At 68.5% G+C, this 16,598-nt stretch carries 16 protein-coding genes; 11 read left to right on the top strand and 5 right to left on the bottom strand.

Annotated elements, in window-relative coordinates; all coding sequences use genetic code 11:
* Position 1 precedes the first annotated feature (1 nt).
* Together FBX97_RS14585 and arsH are read left to right on the top strand one after the other, a co-directional pair.
* Entirely contained in the window at positions 2 to 1,282 is a 1,281-nt protein-coding gene (locus FBX97_RS14585) for an arsenic transporter (protein WP_141832761.1), read from the top strand.
* 13 nt (positions 1,283 to 1,295) lie between these two features.
* Positions 1,296 to 2,012, top strand: a complete 717-nt coding sequence (gene arsH, locus FBX97_RS14580; RefSeq protein WP_141832759.1) for an arsenical resistance protein ArsH — start codon at positions 1,296 to 1,298, stop codon at positions 2,010 to 2,012.
* Positions 2,013 to 2,033: 21 nt separating this feature from the next.
* On the opposite strand, the gene FBX97_RS14575 is transcribed toward arsH, so the two are convergent.
* From FBX97_RS14575 to FBX97_RS14565, 3 genes are all read right to left on the bottom strand, one after another.
* Positions 2,034 to 3,509, bottom strand: coding sequence for a DNA polymerase Y family protein (locus tag FBX97_RS14575; protein ID WP_141832757.1), 1,476 nt, complete (start codon positions 3,507 to 3,509; stop codon positions 2,034 to 2,036).
* Positions 3,439 to 4,149, bottom strand: a complete 711-nt coding sequence (imuA, locus tag FBX97_RS14570) for a translesion DNA synthesis-associated protein ImuA (protein WP_141832755.1) — start codon at positions 4,147 to 4,149, stop codon at positions 3,439 to 3,441. Before imuA ends, FBX97_RS14575 begins: the two co-directional genes overlap by 71 nt.
* 62 nt (positions 4,150 to 4,211) lie before the next feature.
* Positions 4,212 to 4,826: a TetR/AcrR family transcriptional regulator gene (locus tag FBX97_RS14565; protein ID WP_141832753.1), complete on the bottom strand. Its 615-nt coding sequence runs from the start codon at positions 4,824 to 4,826 to the stop codon at positions 4,212 to 4,214.
* Between the two features lie 73 nt (positions 4,827 to 4,899).
* Here FBX97_RS14565 and bdcA point away from each other — a divergent pair, with 73 nt between their 5' ends.
* Positions 4,900 to 5,613, top strand: coding sequence for an SDR family oxidoreductase (bdcA, locus tag FBX97_RS14560; RefSeq protein WP_141832750.1), 714 nt, complete (start codon positions 4,900 to 4,902; stop codon positions 5,611 to 5,613).
* A gap of 47 nt (positions 5,614 to 5,660) precedes the next feature.
* Here the strand turns inward: bdcA and FBX97_RS14555 are convergent, their stop codons facing one another.
* Positions 5,661 to 6,140 carry a hypothetical protein gene (locus tag FBX97_RS14555; protein ID WP_141832748.1) on the bottom strand — a complete coding sequence of 160 codons (480 nt, stop codon included), beginning with the start codon at positions 6,138 to 6,140 and terminating at the stop codon, positions 5,661 to 5,663.
* Positions 6,141 to 6,348: 208 nt separating this feature from the next.
* Here FBX97_RS14555 and FBX97_RS14550 point away from each other — a divergent pair, with 208 nt between their 5' ends.
* Both FBX97_RS14550 and FBX97_RS14545 read left to right on the top strand, forming a co-directional pair.
* On the top strand, positions 6,349 to 6,798 hold the full coding sequence (locus FBX97_RS14550; RefSeq protein ID WP_141832746.1) for an Rrf2 family transcriptional regulator: 450 nt from the start codon (positions 6,349 to 6,351) through the stop codon (positions 6,796 to 6,798).
* Positions 6,788 to 7,708 carry an NAD(P)/FAD-dependent oxidoreductase gene (locus FBX97_RS14545; RefSeq protein WP_141832745.1) on the top strand — a complete coding sequence of 307 codons (921 nt, stop codon included), beginning with the start codon at positions 6,788 to 6,790 and terminating at the stop codon, positions 7,706 to 7,708. The genes FBX97_RS14550 and FBX97_RS14545 overlap by 11 nt, the downstream gene beginning before the upstream one ends.
* On the opposite strand, the gene FBX97_RS14540 is transcribed toward FBX97_RS14545, so the two are convergent.
* The gene (locus FBX97_RS14540; protein WP_141832743.1) at positions 7,696 to 8,118 is read right to left on the bottom strand and encodes a VOC family protein; all 423 of its coding nucleotides are present in this window, start codon (positions 8,116 to 8,118) and stop codon (positions 7,696 to 7,698) included. The two genes, FBX97_RS14545 and FBX97_RS14540, sit on opposite strands and share 13 nt — an antisense overlap.
* 202 nt (positions 8,119 to 8,320) lie before the next feature.
* On the opposite strand from FBX97_RS14540, the gene FBX97_RS14535 reads away from it, so the two are divergent.
* The 6 genes from FBX97_RS14535 to FBX97_RS14510 all read left to right on the top strand — a co-directional run bounded on the left by FBX97_RS14535 (position 8,321) and on the right by FBX97_RS14510 (position 16,598).
* Positions 8,321 to 9,574, top strand: a complete 1,254-nt coding sequence (locus FBX97_RS14535; protein ID WP_255517467.1) for a putative Na+/H+ antiporter — start codon at positions 8,321 to 8,323, stop codon at positions 9,572 to 9,574.
* Between the two features lie 138 nt (positions 9,575 to 9,712).
* Complete coding sequence (locus FBX97_RS14530; protein WP_141832741.1) at positions 9,713 to 10,186, top strand: DUF86 domain-containing protein; 474 nt, start codon at positions 9,713 to 9,715, stop codon at positions 10,184 to 10,186.
* A gap of 79 nt (positions 10,187 to 10,265) precedes the next feature.
* On the top strand, positions 10,266 to 10,862 hold the full coding sequence (locus FBX97_RS14525; RefSeq protein ID WP_141832739.1) for a DUF2760 domain-containing protein: 597 nt from the start codon (positions 10,266 to 10,268) through the stop codon (positions 10,860 to 10,862).
* Positions 10,863 to 10,867: 5 nt separating this feature from the next.
* A complete protein-coding gene (locus FBX97_RS14520) occupies positions 10,868 to 12,718 on the top strand; it encodes an Hsp70 family protein (protein ID WP_141834507.1) in 1,851 nt (616 codons plus the stop codon).
* A gap of 6 nt (positions 12,719 to 12,724) precedes the next feature.
* On the top strand, positions 12,725 to 15,574 hold the full coding sequence (locus FBX97_RS14515) for an Hsp70 family protein (RefSeq protein ID WP_141832737.1): 2,850 nt from the start codon (positions 12,725 to 12,727) through the stop codon (positions 15,572 to 15,574).
* A 289-nt stretch (positions 15,575 to 15,863) separates the two neighbouring features.
* Positions 15,864 to 16,598 carry an SDR family oxidoreductase gene (locus FBX97_RS14510; RefSeq protein WP_141832735.1) on the top strand — a complete coding sequence of 245 codons (735 nt, stop codon included), beginning with the start codon at positions 15,864 to 15,866 and terminating at the stop codon, positions 16,596 to 16,598.

Genomic DNA, 16,598 nt, shown 5'->3' with positions numbered 1-16,598 from the left:
CGTGCTGACTGCCCTGCTCATCTTCCTGGCCACGCTCACGCTCGTGATCTGGCAACCGCGCGGCCTCGGCATCGGCTGGAGCGCGGCCGGCGGCGCCATCGCCGCCCTGCTGGCCGGCGTCATCCACGTCGGCGACATTCCTGTCGTCTGGCACATCGTCTGGAACGCGACCGGCGCCTTTGTCGCCGTGATCGTCATCAGCCTGCTGCTCGACAAGGCCGGTTTCTTCGAGTGGGCGGCGCTGCACGTGGCGCGCTGGGGGGCCGGCAGCGGCCGCCGCCTGTTCGTGCTGCTGGTGCTGCTCGGGGCGGCGGTGGCCGCGCTGTTCGCCAACGACGGCGCCGCGCTGATCCTGACGCCCATCGTGGTCGCCATGCTGGCCGCCCTGCGCTTCACGCCGCGTGCCACGCTGGCCTTCGTGATGGCAGCCGGCTTCATCGCCGACACCGCCAGCCTGCCGCTGGCGGTGTCGAACCTGGTCAACATCGTGTCGAGCGACTACTTCGGCATCGGCTTTGCCCGCTATGCGGCGGTGATGGTACCGGTGAACCTGGTATCGGTGGCCGCCACGCTGGGCGCGCTGGCCTGGTTCTTCCGCAAGGACATCCCGCTCCACTACGACCCCGCACAGCTCCGGCATCCGCAGGACGCCATCCATGACCGCGCCACCTTCCTTGCCGGCTGGTGGGTACTGGCGCTGCTGCTGATCGGCTTTTTCTGGCTGGACGCCATCGGCATTCCGATCAGTGCAGTCGCCGCGTCAGGTGCCGTCATCCTGCTGGCGGTGGCGGCGCGCGGCCGGCGCATCCCGACGCGCGACGTGCTGCGCGGGGCGCCGTGGCAGGTGGTCGTGTTCTCGCTGGGGATGTACCTGGTGGTCTACGGCTTGCGCAATGCCGGCCTGACTGCATACCTGACGGCCCTGTTCGAGCGCTGCGCCGAGTATGGTATCTGGGGCGCGGCCCTCGGCACCGGCTTGGTCACGGCCATCCTGTCATCCGTGATGAACAACATGCCGACCGTGCTGGTCGGCGCCCTGGCCATCGATGCCACCTCGGCACAGGGCACGCTGCGCGAAGCGATGGTGTACGCCAACGTCATCGGCGCCGACCTGGGCCCGAAGATCACGCCGATCGGCAGCCTGGCTACCCTGCTATGGCTGCACGTGCTGTCGGCCCGCGGCATCCGCATCTCGTGGGCATACTACTTCCGCATCGGCATCGTGCTGACGCTGCCGATCCTGCTGGCGACCCTGGGCGCGCTGGCGCTGCGCCTGGGCTGAATCGAGAAATCACATGGACAAGATCCCGAACCTTCCCAACATCCAACCCGAGCTGCTGGACCTGCCGACGCCGGACAAGCTGGCGCCTACCGGCGACCTGGACCACCCGCCGCGCATCCTGCTGCTGTATGGCTCGCTGCGCGAACGCTCCTTCAGCCGTTTCCTGACCGAGGAAGCCGCGCGCATCCTGGAACACTTCGGCGCCGAGGTGAAAATCTTCGACCCGATGGAACTGCCGATGGTGGGCAGCGTGCCCGAGACCCATCCGAAGGTGGTCGAATTGCGCGAGCTGTGCCTGTGGTCGGAAGGCCAGGTGTGGTGCAGCCCGGAGCGCCACGGCGCGGTGACGGCGGTGATGAAGAACCAGATCGACTGGATTCCGCTGGAAATGGGCGCGATCCGGCCGAGCCAGGGCCGCACGCTGGCGGTGATGCAGGTCTGCGGCGGCTCGCAGTCGTTCAACGTGGTCAACACCCTGCGCCTGCTGGGGCGCTGGATGCGCATGTTCACGATCCCGAACCAGTCGTCGGTGCCGATGGCATACAAGGAGTTCGACGATGCCGGCCGCATGCGCCCATCGGGCTACTACGACCGCGTGGTCGACGTGATGGAAGAACTGTTCAAGATGACGCTGCTGCTGCGCGGCCGCACCGACTACCTGACCGACCGCTACAGCGAGCGCAACGAACGTGCACGCAAGGCGATCGACCGCCAGATCGATAAACTGTAAGGCCGCGCTCCCAGCCGAACATCAGCCGAACAGCCCGTGCAGGAACCAGCGCGGTTCGGCGTCGTCGGCGCCGATGCGCTCACGATAGACCCAGTACAGCGTGTGGTCCTGCCCTTCCGCGATGAAGTAATCGCGCGTCTGCGGGCCGTTCCACCAGCCGGCCTCGATGCGCTCCGGACTCGACGTCATGCGCAAGGGCGAACCGTAGAACGGCCGGTGGTTGCGCATCAGCAGCGCGATCGGCTTGGCCAGCAGCCAGGTCGGACGCGGCAGCGCCATCACGTCGGGCGGCATGCGTGCTTCGCGTGCCTTGTCGGCCACCTTGTGCTGCAGCGGCACCCAGGCGTTGGCCTGCTCGGGACGGTAATCGGCTTTCAGCAAAGGCTGCAGCACGTTGTCGGCGCCCAAGCGCGCGGCCACCAGTTCCAGCATGCGCATGCGGTCGTCCTCGGTGCCGCCCGGCTCGGGGAACAGCGACTCGCTGGGCGGCGCCATCGGCTGCACCTGCACGGCTTCCAGTCCCAGGCCGATCACCGGCGCGTCCAGCACCGTCTTGGCCAGGCGCTCCTTCAGCAGGCGCACCAGGTGTTCGTCGCGCCAGGCCGGTTCGGCCAGCGTCACGTCGATGCAGGTCGGCGCACGCGCCACCCTGCCCCGCTCGTGCTCGAGCTTGAGCGTGATGCGTTCCACCGCCAGCTGGCGTGCGCACAGCCAGCCGACCAGCTGCAGCAGCAGGCGCCTGCTGCCTTCCAGCAGCAGTTCGGCGTCGTCGATGCGGTCGAACAGTTCGAGGCGCGCGTAAAAGGTCTCCGGCGGCGCGATCCATTCGTAGAGTTCGGGCGCCAGGCCGTAGGCGGCGTCGAGCAGGTCGAGCAGCGCGCCGCCGCAGCGCCGCTGCAGGCCGGGCCGCGGCAGCCGGCGCAGCTCGCCCAGCGTGGTGCAGCCGATGCCGTCGAACCAGGCCGCATGGGCGCGCGCCGGCGGCGCCAGCAGCACGGCCAGGCGGTCCAGGCGCCGCACCAGCGATTCCATCCGCACCGCGCGCCCGGCATTGGCGCGCGCCAGCAGCCAGGCGCCGCGCGCGGTCGGCGACGCCGCCAGCGACACGGTAAAACCGAGCGCGCGCACGTTCTCGCGCACGCGCGCGCACAGCGCGTGGATGCCGCCGAACAGGGTCAGGCTGGCGCCGACGTCCATGATCAGGGTCGATTCCTCGTCCTCGGCCACCTGCGGCGTGTACTGCAGCAGCGTCAGCGCCACCGACTGGCGCGCGCCATCTTCCAGCGCCAGGTCGCGCTCGTGGATCCGGGCATCGGGCAGCAGCATCAGCACGCCGCCGCGGCGCATCCCGATTTGCACGCCGGCGTCGCGCGCGCAGGTGGATGCGACCAGCACGCGCTCCTGGTCGAGCACGACGCTGCCGCTGTCAGTGCACCAGCTCGGAGCGAAGACCTCGAGCGGCAACCGGGGCAGGTGCAGTGCGATCCACAGGCGCATGGCGTTGTACCAGGTGAGAAGTGAGTGGCAGGAACAGCGACGCATCGCGCGTCGGTCCCCGGCGTTTGACGAAATCGATCTCGAGCCCGCCGGCCTGCGGCCGTAGCGCCAGGCGCAGCGGCGCCGGCGAGGCGTCCTGGCCCGCCGCCAGCGGCCGCATCAGGAAAAACAGGGTCTCGCCAGCCTGGGCGGCGAGATGCAGGCGGCGCAGGCTGTCGGCGCGCGCATGGTTCTGCCAGAACAGCAGCGCGCCGCAACTGCCGCTGCGCAGCACCTGCTCGGCGGCCCACAGCGCATCCGCGGTCTGCGCGGCGCGCAGCCAGAGCAATTGCGAAGGCGGCACGCCGAGCGCGGCCAGCGCCAGCGCCTGCGGCGGATGCGGCGGCTGCAACAGCACGATGCGGCGCCTGGCGACCTCGGCCAGCGCTGGCCGCAGCAGGCGCATCTCGCCGATGCCGGGCTGCTGGATCAGCAGGTCGACCAGCGAACCGGTCGGCCAGCCGCCGCCGGGCAGCTGGGCCGACAGCGCAGGGTGGCCGGTGTCGATGCAGCGCGTACTGGAGCGCGCCAGTTGCGAGGCGCGCCAGAGCGACGGGTGCAAGGATTCCGGCGCTACAGACGTGGAATCTGAGCAAATCATATGTGACGCAAGGAAATACTGTATGTTTATACAGTATACGTCTCATCAGGTTTTGGCAAGATTTATCTTTTGGAATCGTGCGCGGTGTCCAGAGCCAGCGCCTGTGCGATCGCCAGGCCGGCCAGCCGCGCAGTGGCCAGCAGGCGCTCCAGGCTCTGGCCATGGCGCGCGCTGGCCGAGAGCCCGGCCATGGTGGTGGAGACAAAATCCGCCAGGCGATCCGCCTCCTGCGGGTAGCGCGCAGCGATATGTTCCCGAATCAGATCTTGCGCGGCCACATGGTAGCCGCAGGCGGCGTCACGGGCTTCCGGATCGTTGCTCCGGGTTCCTTCCAGCACCATGCAGCCGGTGGCGCCGGGATCGGCGGCGTAGTGGCGTGCCGCCTCCACCAGCACCTCTGCAAGCGCTTCGGCCAGCGGCCGTTCCGCGCTGAAAATCTGCGTCAAGGGAATGGCACCGGTTTGCGCATAACGATCGAGGATCCGTGCGTACAGCCCGGCCTTGCTGCCAAAGGCAGCGTAGAAACTGGGCGGGTTGATGCCCAGCGCCTTGGTCAGGTCGGCAACGCTCACAGCGTCGTAACCCTTCTCGTGGAACAGGCGCTGCGCAGTGACGACCGCCTCTTCGGGATTGAAGCGGCGGGGACGGCCGCGTGCGGAAGATATATTTGTAGTCATGATTACAGAAATGCTTGACAAGGGGTCTAATGGTTATTGTAGCATGCACTACATTAACCAAAAGGGAGGGACCATGACGGATTTTGCTGACAAGAAGGTGCTGGTGCTCGGCGGCAGCCGGGGGATTGGCGCGGCGATCGTGCGCCGCTTTGCCGCAGACGGCGCGCAGGTGGCGTTTACTTACTCGGGTTCGCCGGAAGCGGCCCAGCGCATTGCCGCGGAAACCGGGAGCACGGCATTCGTGACCGACAGCGCGGACCGGGATGCGGTCATCGCCCGGGTCCGCGACAGCGGTCCATTGGACGTCCTGGTCGTCAACTCGGGCATTGCCATCTTCGGCGATGCGCTGGAGCAGGACCCGGACGCAGTCGACCGGCTGTTCCGTATCAATGTCCATGCGCCGTATCACGCTTCGGTCGAAGCGGCGCGGCAGATGCCCGCCGGCGGCCGCATCATCGTGATCGGATCGGTCAACGGTGACCGCATGCCCCTCCCCGGCATGGCGTCCTATGCCTTGAGCAAGTCGGCGCTGCAGGGGCTGGCGCGCGGGCTGGCACGCGATTTCGGCCCGCGCGGCATCACGATCAACGTCGTGCAGCCGGGACCGATCGACACCGACGCGAATCCGGAAGACGGCCCCATGAAGGACCTGATGCACAGCTTCATGGCGATCAAGCGCCACGGCCGTCCTGAAGAGGTGGCGGCCATGGTGGCCTGGCTGGCGGGACCGGAAGCGGGCTTCGTGACCGGGGCGATGCACACGATCGACGGTGCATTCGGCGCCTGACAAAAAGCCCGCATCGCGCGGGCTTTTTTGTCATTGAAACGGCGGTCTTACTGGGAAACCGGCGCGGCAGGTGCCGGGGTGGCGGCAGCGTCCGGTACAGGCGTCATGGTCGCAGCCGGCGCCTGGGTGTCGGCCGGCGTCGGCGTGGAAGCCGGCGACGCAGCCGGTGCCGCAGCAGCATCGGGCGCCGGCGTCGCGGCCGCGGCGTCCTGGTTATCCTTCTCCGAGTCCTTCACGGTGTCGGTCTTCGCCGTGTGCTTGGCCTTGCTCTTCTCATGCTTGGCGCTGGCTTTCTTGGCATGCGCTTTGGCCGGCTTCGCCTCGTCACTCGTCTTTTTCTCGTCCGCTTGCGCTGCCGGTGCGGCAACAGGTGCCGCCTTGGTGTCAGCTTTCGCTGCCTTCACGTCGGCATTGTTGACCAGCACAGCCTGCTTGGTGGCCGGCTTCGAGGTAGCCGGGGCGGACGTCTGTGCAAATGCAGCGGTAGCGAACAGGCTGGCGATGACGACGGCGATGGTTTTTTTCATGATGAAGGGTCCTCTGCTGTTTATCGGTATATGTGAACGTTGTTGCGTATCACTTGCTCATGAAACGCAGCCGCCCCGGCGCCTGTTGACCGAATTTACAAACGCTTACGTGGCTGACACATACTTACATACTTCACAACGTTCACCGCGCCCGATAAGTCAGCAGCAAATGCCCACATAGGGCGTTTTTTGTACTATCATAAGTTACATGAGACGAGACAGTAAGCTTTCTTCGATCCTGCACCTCCTCCTCCACATGGCCCACAGCGCCCGGCCGCTGACCTCGGAGGAACTTGCGGGTTTCCTGCACACCAACCCGGTGCTGGTGCGCCGCACGCTCGCCGGCCTGCGCGAGCGCGGCTACGTCGGCTCGGGCAAGGGGCATGGCGGCGGCTGGGTCGTCACGGCCGACCTGCGCCAGGTGACCCTGCGCGACATCTACGAAGCGGTCGGGTCGCCGGCCGTGTTCGCGATGGGGAACCGGGTCGAACACCCCGAATGCCTGGTCGAGCAGGCCGTCAACCAGTCTCTCGCCAGCGCCTTCGAGGAAGCCGAAGCGCTGCTGATCGAGCGGCTTTCAAACGTCACGCTCGCCGAACTTTCCGAGCGCTTCAATGCGCAGTACGCCCAACACCGAGGAGCACACCATGAAGAATAAATCCGGGAATGCGGAATTCGACGTCATCGTCGTCGGCGGCAGCTATGCCGGCCTGTCGGCGGCGCTGCAGCTGGCGCGTGCGCGCTGCCGCGTGCTGGTCATCGATGCCAACCGGCGCCGCAACCGCTACGCCCATCGCTCGCATGGTTTCCTCACCCAGGACGGCAGCGAAGCGGCGGCCATCGCGGCCGATGGCCGGACCCAGCTGCAAGCCTATCCCACCGTCGCGTGGGCCAACGACACCGCCATCGGCGCTGCCGCCGATGGCGACGGTTTCCGCATCACGCTGGGCGACGGCGGCAGCGTAAGCGGCCAGCGCCTGGTCCTGGCCACGGGCGTGGTCGACACCCTGCCGCCGGTGGACGGATTGCAGGAACGCTGGGGCAAGAGCGTCTTCCACTGTCCCTACTGCCATGGCTACGAGCTGAACGAAGGCGAGATCGGCGTGCTGGCGGTCGGCGCGCTATCGATGCATCACGCGCTGATGCTGCCGGACTGGGGCCGCGTCACCTTCCTGCTGAACGGTACGTTCGAGCCGGACGCCGCCCAGCTGGCAGCCCTCGAACGGCGCAGCGTGAGCGTGGAACGCACGCCGGTGGCGCGCATCGACGGCGCCGCCGACGTGGTGCTGGCAGACGGCCGGCGCCTGCCGATGGCGGGACTGTTCGTGGCGTCGCGCACGGACAGCGCCAGCCCCCTCGCTTCCCAGCTCGGCTGTGCGTTCGAGGATGGGCCGATCGGCGCATTCGTGGCCACGGATGCGCAACAGGCGACCAGCGTGCCCGGCGTGTTCTGCTGCGGCGACCTGGCCCGGGCCACAGGCAACGTGGCGTTCGCGGTCGCGGAAGGTGCCATGGCCGGGGTCGCGGCGCACCGGTCGCTGATCGCCGAGCTGAATCACCCGGCCTGACCGCTCCCCTGACCGTCACCCTGCCGCGACCAGACCAGGTTCCACAGGTGGCCATCGATGTCCTCGAAGCCCTGGTCGTACATGAAACCATGGTCCTCGGGCGGATGCGGGATGCGGGCGCCGGCGGCGCTGGCCCTGGCGATCAGGCTGTCCACCTCCTCGCGGCTCTCGCAGCTCAGGCAGATGACGACCTCGTTGGCTTCCTTCGCCTGCACCAGCGGCTTGTCGATCAGGGACCTGAAAAAGGGTTCGGTCGTCAGCATGGCATGGATGGTGCCGTCGACGATGTTCATGAAGGCAGCGCTGTCGTTGCTGAATTGCGGATTGAAGCTGAAACCGAGTGCGGAAAAGAAGGCTCTGGATTTTTCCAGGTCCTTGACTGGAAGATTGAAAATGATCTGCTTGTTCATGACATTCTCCTAGGGAACAGTGGCTGGCATTGTGGTCCTGCATCCTGACGACGAACGACACACGCACGCATCGACAGGCATATACAAAAATTGTCGTCCCCGGCCCAATACGTCGTTTGCTTGAGAAAAATGAAATAATAAAGGCATCTGCCCTCAATTCCTCAACAATGACGCCTGCCCTGCCCTTCCACGGAGCCGCCCCATGACCACCGCCATGCAAAAAATCGGCCTGGTCCTGTTCATCATCGCCCTGATCCACACCTTCTCCACTTACCTGTTCGAATACCTGGCCCACCGCCACCCGCGCCATGCCGGGCTGTTCCATCTATTAGGCGAGGTCGAGGTCGTATTCGGCTTCTGGGCCGCCATCCTGATGCTGTTCATGGCTTTCGTCGACGGCAGCGCCGCCGCCATCGATTACGCCGAGTCGCGCAGCTATACCGAGCCGCTGTTCGTGTTCGTGGTGATGGTGGTGGCCGCATCGAAGCCGGTGCTGGAGACGGCGCGCGCATTGGTGCGCCTGCTTGCACGCGCGGCGCCGGTCCGCAACGAGGTCGCGCAGGCCTGGCTCGGCCTGGCGCTGGTGCCGCTGGCCGGTTCCCTGATCACCGAACCGGCCGCGATGACGCTGGCGGCGCTGATGCTGGCGCCCACCGTGTTCCGTCCCGGGATGCCCGAGTGGCTGAAGTACGGGGCGCTGGGGGTGCTGTTCGTGAACGTGTCGATCGGCGGCACGCTCACCGCCTACGCCGCGCCGCCGGTGCTGATGGTGGCCGGCCCCTGGGGCTGGGACAGCACTCACATGCTGCAGCACTTCGGCTGGCGCGCCCTGGTCGCGGTGCTGTTCAACGCCAGCATCGTCACCCTGCTGCTGCGGCCGCACCTGCGCTCCTTCGATGCCTCGGTCGAGGGGGAGTCGCCGGTGCGGGTGCCGCCGCTGGTGGCGCTGATCCACCTCGGCTTCCTGGCGGCGGTGGTGCTGCTGGCCCACCATCCGGTGCTGTTCGTCGGCCTGTTCCTGCTGTTCCTCGGTTTTACCCAGGCGTATGCGCGCTACCAGGACCCGCTGGTGCTGAAGGAGGGCTTGCTGGTCGGCTTTTTCCTGGCCGGACTCGTGGTGCTGGGCGGCATGCAGCAGTGGTGGCTGCAACCGATCGTTTCCAGCCTCGGCGCCACCAAGCTGTTCTTCGGCGCGCTGGGCCTCACCGCGATCACCGACAATGCCGCCCTGACCTATCTCGGCTCCCTGATTTCCGGCTTGTCCGAGCACGAACGCTACATGCTGGTGGCCGGCGCGGTGGGCGGCGGCGGCCTGACCGTGATCGCCAATGCGCCGAATCCGGCCGGCGCCGCGCTGCTGCGGCGCGGCTTCAACGAGGAGTCGATCGGGGCCGTCGGCCTGCTGCTGGGCGCGCTCCTACCCACTTGTGCGGCGGCCGCGATGTTCCTGTTGTAAGGTAGGCATCGAAATCAACCAAGAGCACCTAACAAAACCTTCAGGGCAAGGCGCAGCGTCGAAGACAGTACGCTAGTACGGCGAGACGATGCAACGCTGCCATGGAGGTTTTTAGGTGCTCTATCACCGAGGACAGGCATGGACAACGATCTCCTGGTCAGCAAGATGGGCACCATCGAGCGCTGCTGCAAGCGTGCCCGCGACGAATACGAAAAGGACCCGACCACCTTTGTCGGCGACATCACGCGCCAGGATGCGGCCACGCTCAACGTGATCCGCGCCTGGGAAGCGGCGGTGGAAATGGGCGACTACGTGCTGGGCAGCCTCGACCTCGGCCCGGCCCAGGACGAGCGCGAGGTGATCACGCTGCTGGCCGAACACGGCTGGATCGAGGCGGCGCTGGCCGAGGACCTGAAGCGCACCGGCGAATTCTGCCGCGCCGAATGGGATTACCAGGCGGCGCCGCTGCCGGCGCTGGTCACCATCATCAAGCGCGGGCTGGACGAGTTCGATGCCTATGCGCGTGCCCTGCTGAGCGGGGCGGCGGTACTGCCGGCCGGGGGCGATCCAGGCGCCACGGACGGCAGGCCGGCCGGCGATCCGTCGATCTGAGCGGTCGATGCTGCTCAATTTATTTGTTCAACTGGTATGATGCGCGCTTTGATGGATTAGCTACGGATATCACAAGAACATGAGCCAACCGACCTCTCTGCCTTCCTTCTGGAGCAGGCTTTCCCTCGCCTTTGGCGCCCTTTTCAAGACCATCGGCGACGCCGAATTCGCCGCGCGCGTGCGCGACGACCAGGTCGGCCCGGTCGCCGCACCGGCCCCTGCACCTGCACCTGCCCCCGCTCCGGCCCCTGCACCCGCGCCGGCACCTGCGCCGCCACCGGTCACGCTGCGCGTGGCCACGCCCGACGCCGCCATGCAGCTGCTGGCCCTGCTGCAGCGTGAAGCGCGCCTGATCGACTTTGCCAACGAAAACATCGCGGCCTATGCCGACGCCGACATCGGTGCCGCCGCGCGCGTCGTGCACGAAGGCTGCGCGCGCGTGCTGCGCGAGCACTTCACGATCGAACCGGTGCGCAGCGAAAACGAAGGCGCGCGCGTGACGCTGCCGGAAGGCTTCGACGCCGCCAGCGTGCGCCTGACCGGCAACGTGGTCGGCAAGGCGCCGTTCACCGGCGTGCTGAACCACCGCGGCTGGCGCGCCGCGGACGTGCGCCTGCCGCAGCTGGCCGAACAGCACGATGCCCGCATCCTGGCCCCGGCGGAGGTGGAACTGTGAATGATCTGACCAACGCACGCTATGCCATCGGCATCGACCTCGGCACCACCCACAGCGCCCTTTCCTGGGTCGACCTGCAGGCCAGCGACGGCGAAAAGGCCGACCAGGGCGTGCTGGCGGTGCCGCAGCTGAGCGGCCCCGGCACCGTCGAGGCGCTGCCGCTGCTGCCCTCCTTCATGTACCTGCCGCACCCGGACGAACTGGCACCGGGCGAGCTGGCCCTGCCCTGGACGGACGGCATGGCCGCCCCCGTCGTGGGCGAGATGGCACGTTCGCGCGGCGCCGGTACCCCGATCCGCCTGGTGTCCTCGGCCAAGAGCTGGCTGAGCCACCCGAGCGTGGACCGCCGCGCCGCCATCCTGCCGACCGACGCGCCGGAAGAAGTCGAGCGCGTCTCGCCGTTGACGGCCTCCACGCGCTACCTCGAGCACCTGAAGCAGGCCTGGAACGCGGCCTATCCGTACGCGCCGTTCGAGCAGCAGGCTGTCACCGTGACGATTCCCGCCTCGTTCGACCCGGCCGCGCGCGAACTCACCGCCGAAGCGGCGCGCAACGCCGGCTACGGCAGCCCGACCCTGCTGGAAGAGCCGCAGGCGGCCCTGTACAGCTGGATCCAGGGCAGCGGCGGCGCCTGGCGCAAGCAAGTAAAAGCCGGCGACATCGTGCTGGTGGTCGACGTCGGCGGCGGCACCAGCGACTTTTCGCTGATCGCGATCCTGGAACGCGACGGCAACCTGGAACCGCACCGGGTGGCGGTCGGCGACCACATCCTGCTGGGCGGCGACAACATGGACCTGGCCCTGGCGCACCTGGTCGCGCGCAAGCTGCAGGCCAATGGCACCCAGCTCGACGCCTGGCAGATGCGCGCCCTCACCTACGCCTGCCGCGGCGCCAAGGAACACCTGCTGGCCGACGCCAACGCGGCCGCCTGGCCGATCGTGGTGCCGAGCCGCGGCTCGAAACTCATCGGCGGCTCGATCCGCACCGAGCTGACGCGCGACGAAGTCACCGCCTTCATCACCGACGGCTTCTTCCCGCGCGTGGAAGCCAGCGCGCGCCCGGCCGTGCGCACCCGTGCCGGCCTGACCCAGATCGGCCTGCCGTACGCGCAGGACGCGGCGGTCACGCGCCACCTGGCCGCCTTCCTGGCGCGCCAGGCCGGCGCCACCGCCGAGCTGCAGGGCTTCAATGGCCAGGTCAATCCGGAGCACACCTTCCTGCACCCGAGCGCGGTGCTGTTCAACGGCGGCGTGTTCAAGTCCGACATCCTGGCGCAGCGCGTGATGGACACCATCAACGACTGGCTGTACATGGAAGGCGCGGAACCGGCACGCATGCTGGAAGGCGCCGACCTCGACCTGGCCGTGGCCCGCGGCGCCGCCTACTACAACTATGCGCGCCGTGGCGGCGGCGTGCGCATCCGCGGCGGCACGGCGCGTTCCTACTACGTCGGCGTGGAATCGTCGATGCCGGCCATTCCCGGCATGGAGCCGCCGATCACGGCCCTGTGCGTGGCGCCGTTCGGCATGGAAGAAGGCAGCGAGCTGGAACTGCCGGGCCAGGAATTCGGCCTGGTGGTGGGCGAGCCGGTCGCTTTCCGCTTCTTCGGCTCGACCACCCGGCGCCAGGACCGCAGCGGCGACGTGCTCGAGTTCTGGGGCCCGGACGAGCTGCAGGAGCTGAACGAGATCCACGCCGACCTGCCGGCCGAAGGCCGCACGCCGGGCGACGTGGTGCAGGTCAAGCTGCATGCGCTGGCCACCGAGTCCGGCACGCTGGAACTGGTCGCGGTCTCGCGCGAGGGACTGCGCTGGAAGGTGGAGTTCGACGTCCGCAGCGCGCCTGACGCCCAGTAACCCAGAGTGGACGCATCCACTTATCTCGTCGGCATCGACCTCGGCACCACCAACACGGTGCTGGCGTATGCCGCGCCAGGTGCCGCCGAGGTCGAGACCTTCGCGGTCGACCAGCTGGTGGCGCCCGGCGAAGTGGCCGCGGCGCCGCTGCTGCCCTCGGTACGCTACCACCCGGCCGAGGGCGAGCTCGCGCCCGGCGCGCTGCAGCTGCCGTGGCAGCCGGCCGACCCGGCCGGCATCCGCGATGCCGTGGTCGGCCGCCTGGCGCGCGTGTTGGGTGCGCAGACGCCCGGTCGGTTAGTTGCGTCTGCCAAGAGCTGGCTGTCCCACCCCGGCGTCGACCGCACGGCGCCCATCCTGCCCTGGGGCGCGCCCGACGAGGTCCCGAAAATTTCGCCGCTGGCCGCCAGCGCCGGCTACCTGTCTTATCTGCGCGCGGCCTGGAATGCGCGCTTCCCCGCTCACCCGCTGCAGGACCAGCGCATCGTCCTGACGATTCCCGCTTCCTTCGACGAAGGCGCCCGCGCGCTGACGCTGGAAGCTGCCAGGCTGGCCGGCCTGCCGCACCTGCGCCTGCTGGAAGAACCGCAGGCGGCGCTGTACGACTGGCTGTATCGGCACCGCGCATCGCTGCACGAGGAACTGGCCGGATCGCGCCTGGTGCTGGTGGCCGACGTCGGCGGCGGCACCACCGACTTCAGCCTGGTCAAGGTCGAGCTGGTCGACGAGCAGCCATCGCTCACCCGGATCGGCGTCGGCAACCACCTGATCCTGGGCGGCGACAACATGGACCTGGCCCTGGCGCACCTGGCCGAGTCCCGGCTCGGCGGCGCCGACGGCCAGCGCCTGTCCAGCGTGCGCCTGGCGCAATTGACGGAGCGCTGCCGCGCCGCCAAGGAGCAGCTGCTGGCGGCGGACGCGCCCGAGCAGGTCGGCGTGACCCTGCTCGGCGCCGGTTCGCGCCTGATCGGTGCCAGCCGCACGGCCCAGCTGACGCGCGCTGACGTGCAGGCCATCGTGCTGGACGGCTTCTTCCCGCTGAACCCGGCACAGGAAACGGCCCAGCGCGCGCGCGCCGGCATCGTCGAATTCGGCCTGCCCTATGCCAGCGACCCGGCCGTCACGCGCCACCTGGCCGGCTTCCTGCGCCAGCACGCGCAGGCGGCGCGCGAGGCGCTGGGCCTGCCTCCCGGCGATGATGCGGCGCTGCCGGTGCCGGACACCCTTCTGCTCAACGGCGGCGTGTTCCGCGGCGCAGCCCTGGCCCGGCGCCTGGCCGAGGTGCTCACGGGCTGGCGCGGCGCGCCGGTGCGGGTGCTGCACAACCTCGACCCGGACGTGGCCGTGGCGCGTGGCGCGGTCGCCTATTCGCTGGCGCGCCAAGGCGCCGCACCGGCCATCGAGAGCGGTTCGGCGCGCACGTATTACCTGCTGCTGGACGACAAGCCCCATGACAATAAGCTGCGCGCCGTCTGCATCCTGCCGCGCGGTGCCGCCGCCGGCAGCGAGGTGCTGCTGTCGGAACGCAGCTTTGCGCTGCGCCTGGGGCGGCCGGTGCGCTTCCACCTGGTGTCCTCGGTGAGCGCCGCGGTGCAGGCCGGCGACCTGGTCGACCTCGATCCGCTCGAGGTGGTGCGCCTGCCGGCGATTGCCACCGTGCTGCGCGCGACCGGCAAGGCCGTGCGCGGTGGTTCAGGGTCGAGTGCGGCGGCGAGTGAAATGCCGGTGCAGCTGGCCGCTTCGCTGTCCGAAGTCGGCACGCTGGACATGCATTGCGTGGCCGAAGACGGCAGCGGCCAGCGCTGGCGGCTGGAATTCCAGCTGCGCGCGCAGGACGACGCCGATCCGCCCGAGGGCGCGGACAACGCAGCCCTGCCGCCGCGCCTGGACGAGGCCCTGGGCCACATCGACCGCATCTTCGGCAGCCGCAACCAGCAGGTCGACGCGCGCGAAGTGCGCCAGCTGCGCGCCACGCTCGAGCACCTGCTGGGCGGCCGCGAGCGCTGGGAAACGCCGCTGCTGCGGCGCCTGTTCGACGCGCTGATGGAACGCGCCAAGGGCCGGCGCAGGTCGCCCGAGCACGAACGCGTCTGGCTCAACCTGGCCGGCTGGTGCCTGCGCCCCGGCTTCGGCCATCCGCTCGACGAATGGCGCATCGAGCAGCTGTGGGCGCTGTTCCCGGGCGGCGTCCAGTATCACAAGGACAGTCAAGTGCGCGCCGAATGGTGGACGCTGTGGCGGCGCGTGGCCGGCGGCCTCGCCACCGAAGCGCAACTGCGCCTGCTCGACGACTTCGCCTTCAACCTGCAGGCCGAGCCGGGCGAACGGGCCAAGCGCCCGGTCACGCTGGTCGACGGCAGCGAGGACGACATGCTGCGCCTGGGCGCCTCGCTGGAACGCATCCCGTCCGCCTACAAGGCCGAGATCGGCGACTGGATGGTGGGGCGGATCATGGCGATCCCGCCGGCCCCGAAGCCGGACCCGAAAGCCGCCGCCACCTACGCGCGCTACCTGTGGGCGCTGGCCCGCGTCGGCACGCGCCAGTCGCTGCACGGCAGCGCGCACGAGGTGGCACCGCCGGACGCCGCCGCACGCTGGCTCGGCGAACTGCTGAAACTGGACTGGAAACGCATCGAACCGGCCGGCTTTGCCGCCGCCCACATCGCGCGCAAGACCGGCGACCGCTCGCGCGACATTGATGGGGAACTGAGCGAGCAGGTGCTGCAGAAGCTGGCCGCCAGCGGCGCGCCGGCCAACTGGAGCGCGATGGTGCGCGAGGTGGTGGAACTCGACCAGGCCAGCGCCACGCGCATGTTCGGCGATGCGCTGCCGCCGGGTTTGAAGCTGCTGCGCTGACCACAATCGGCGCTGGCCCTTGACCACCCGGTCCACGAATTGCTGCGCCAGTCCCGGCGCATTCGCTGCCGCCGTCTGCATGGCAATCTGGTCGTAATACGTCAGTTCGTGCACGATGATCGGCACGGGATGGCCGAACCGTTCCTCGATTGTGGTGACAGCCGCGTGGCAGCCTTCGGGGAAACCTCACCCATTGTTCGCTTCGGCGAACACCCTGTTTGCCGCCACCCGGCTTATCAGATCCAGCCCGATATCCGACGATAGCCTTTTTGAACAGAGAGGAGTCGGAATGGAAGCGCATCACAAGGAAGTCGCCCTGGTCACCGGCGCGAACAAGGGCATCGGGCTGGAAATCGCGCGCCAGCTCGGCCACGCCGGCATCGCCATCATCGTCGGCGCGCGCGATGGCACCCGTGGCGAAGCGGCGGCCGCCACATTGCGCGGCGAGGGCGTGGATGCCCGCTTCATCCAGCTCGACGTCACCGACCAGGCCAGCATCGAGCAGGCTGCGGCGGCCATCGGCGCCACGCACGGCCGGCTCGACATCCTAGTCAATAATGCCGGCATCGGCGATCCCGCGGATGGACCACCCGCCGGCGCCTCCGTCGACGCCGCGCGGCGCCTGTTTGCCACGAACTTCTTCGGTGCGCTCAGCGTGACGCAAGCCATGCTGCCCCTGCTGCGCCAGGCGCCTGCAGGCCGCATCGTGAACATGTCGAGCAGCCTGGGTTCGATGACGGTGAACGGCGATGCCACGTCGCCGTACCATGGCGTGCACCTGATCGGCTATAACGCCTCGAAGGCTGCCCTGAACATGTTGACGGTGCAGCTGGCCGAGACGCTGCGCGGCACCAACATCGCCGTCAACGCCGCCTGTCCGGGCTACGTCGCCACCGACCTGAATGGACATGGCGGGCCGCTGACCCCGGCCGAGGGTGCGGCAACGCCGGTGCGGCTTGCCCTGCTGCGCGGCGGTCAGCCCAACGGCAAATTCCTCAGCGCCGAAGGCCAGGTACCCTGGTAG

The organism is Herbaspirillum sp. SJZ107, from assembly GCF_006715485.1.
In the GTDB taxonomy this organism is placed as follows: domain Bacteria; phylum Pseudomonadota; class Gammaproteobacteria; order Burkholderiales; family Burkholderiaceae_D; genus Telluria.
This window is presented reverse-complemented; position numbering and strand designations above follow the sequence as displayed.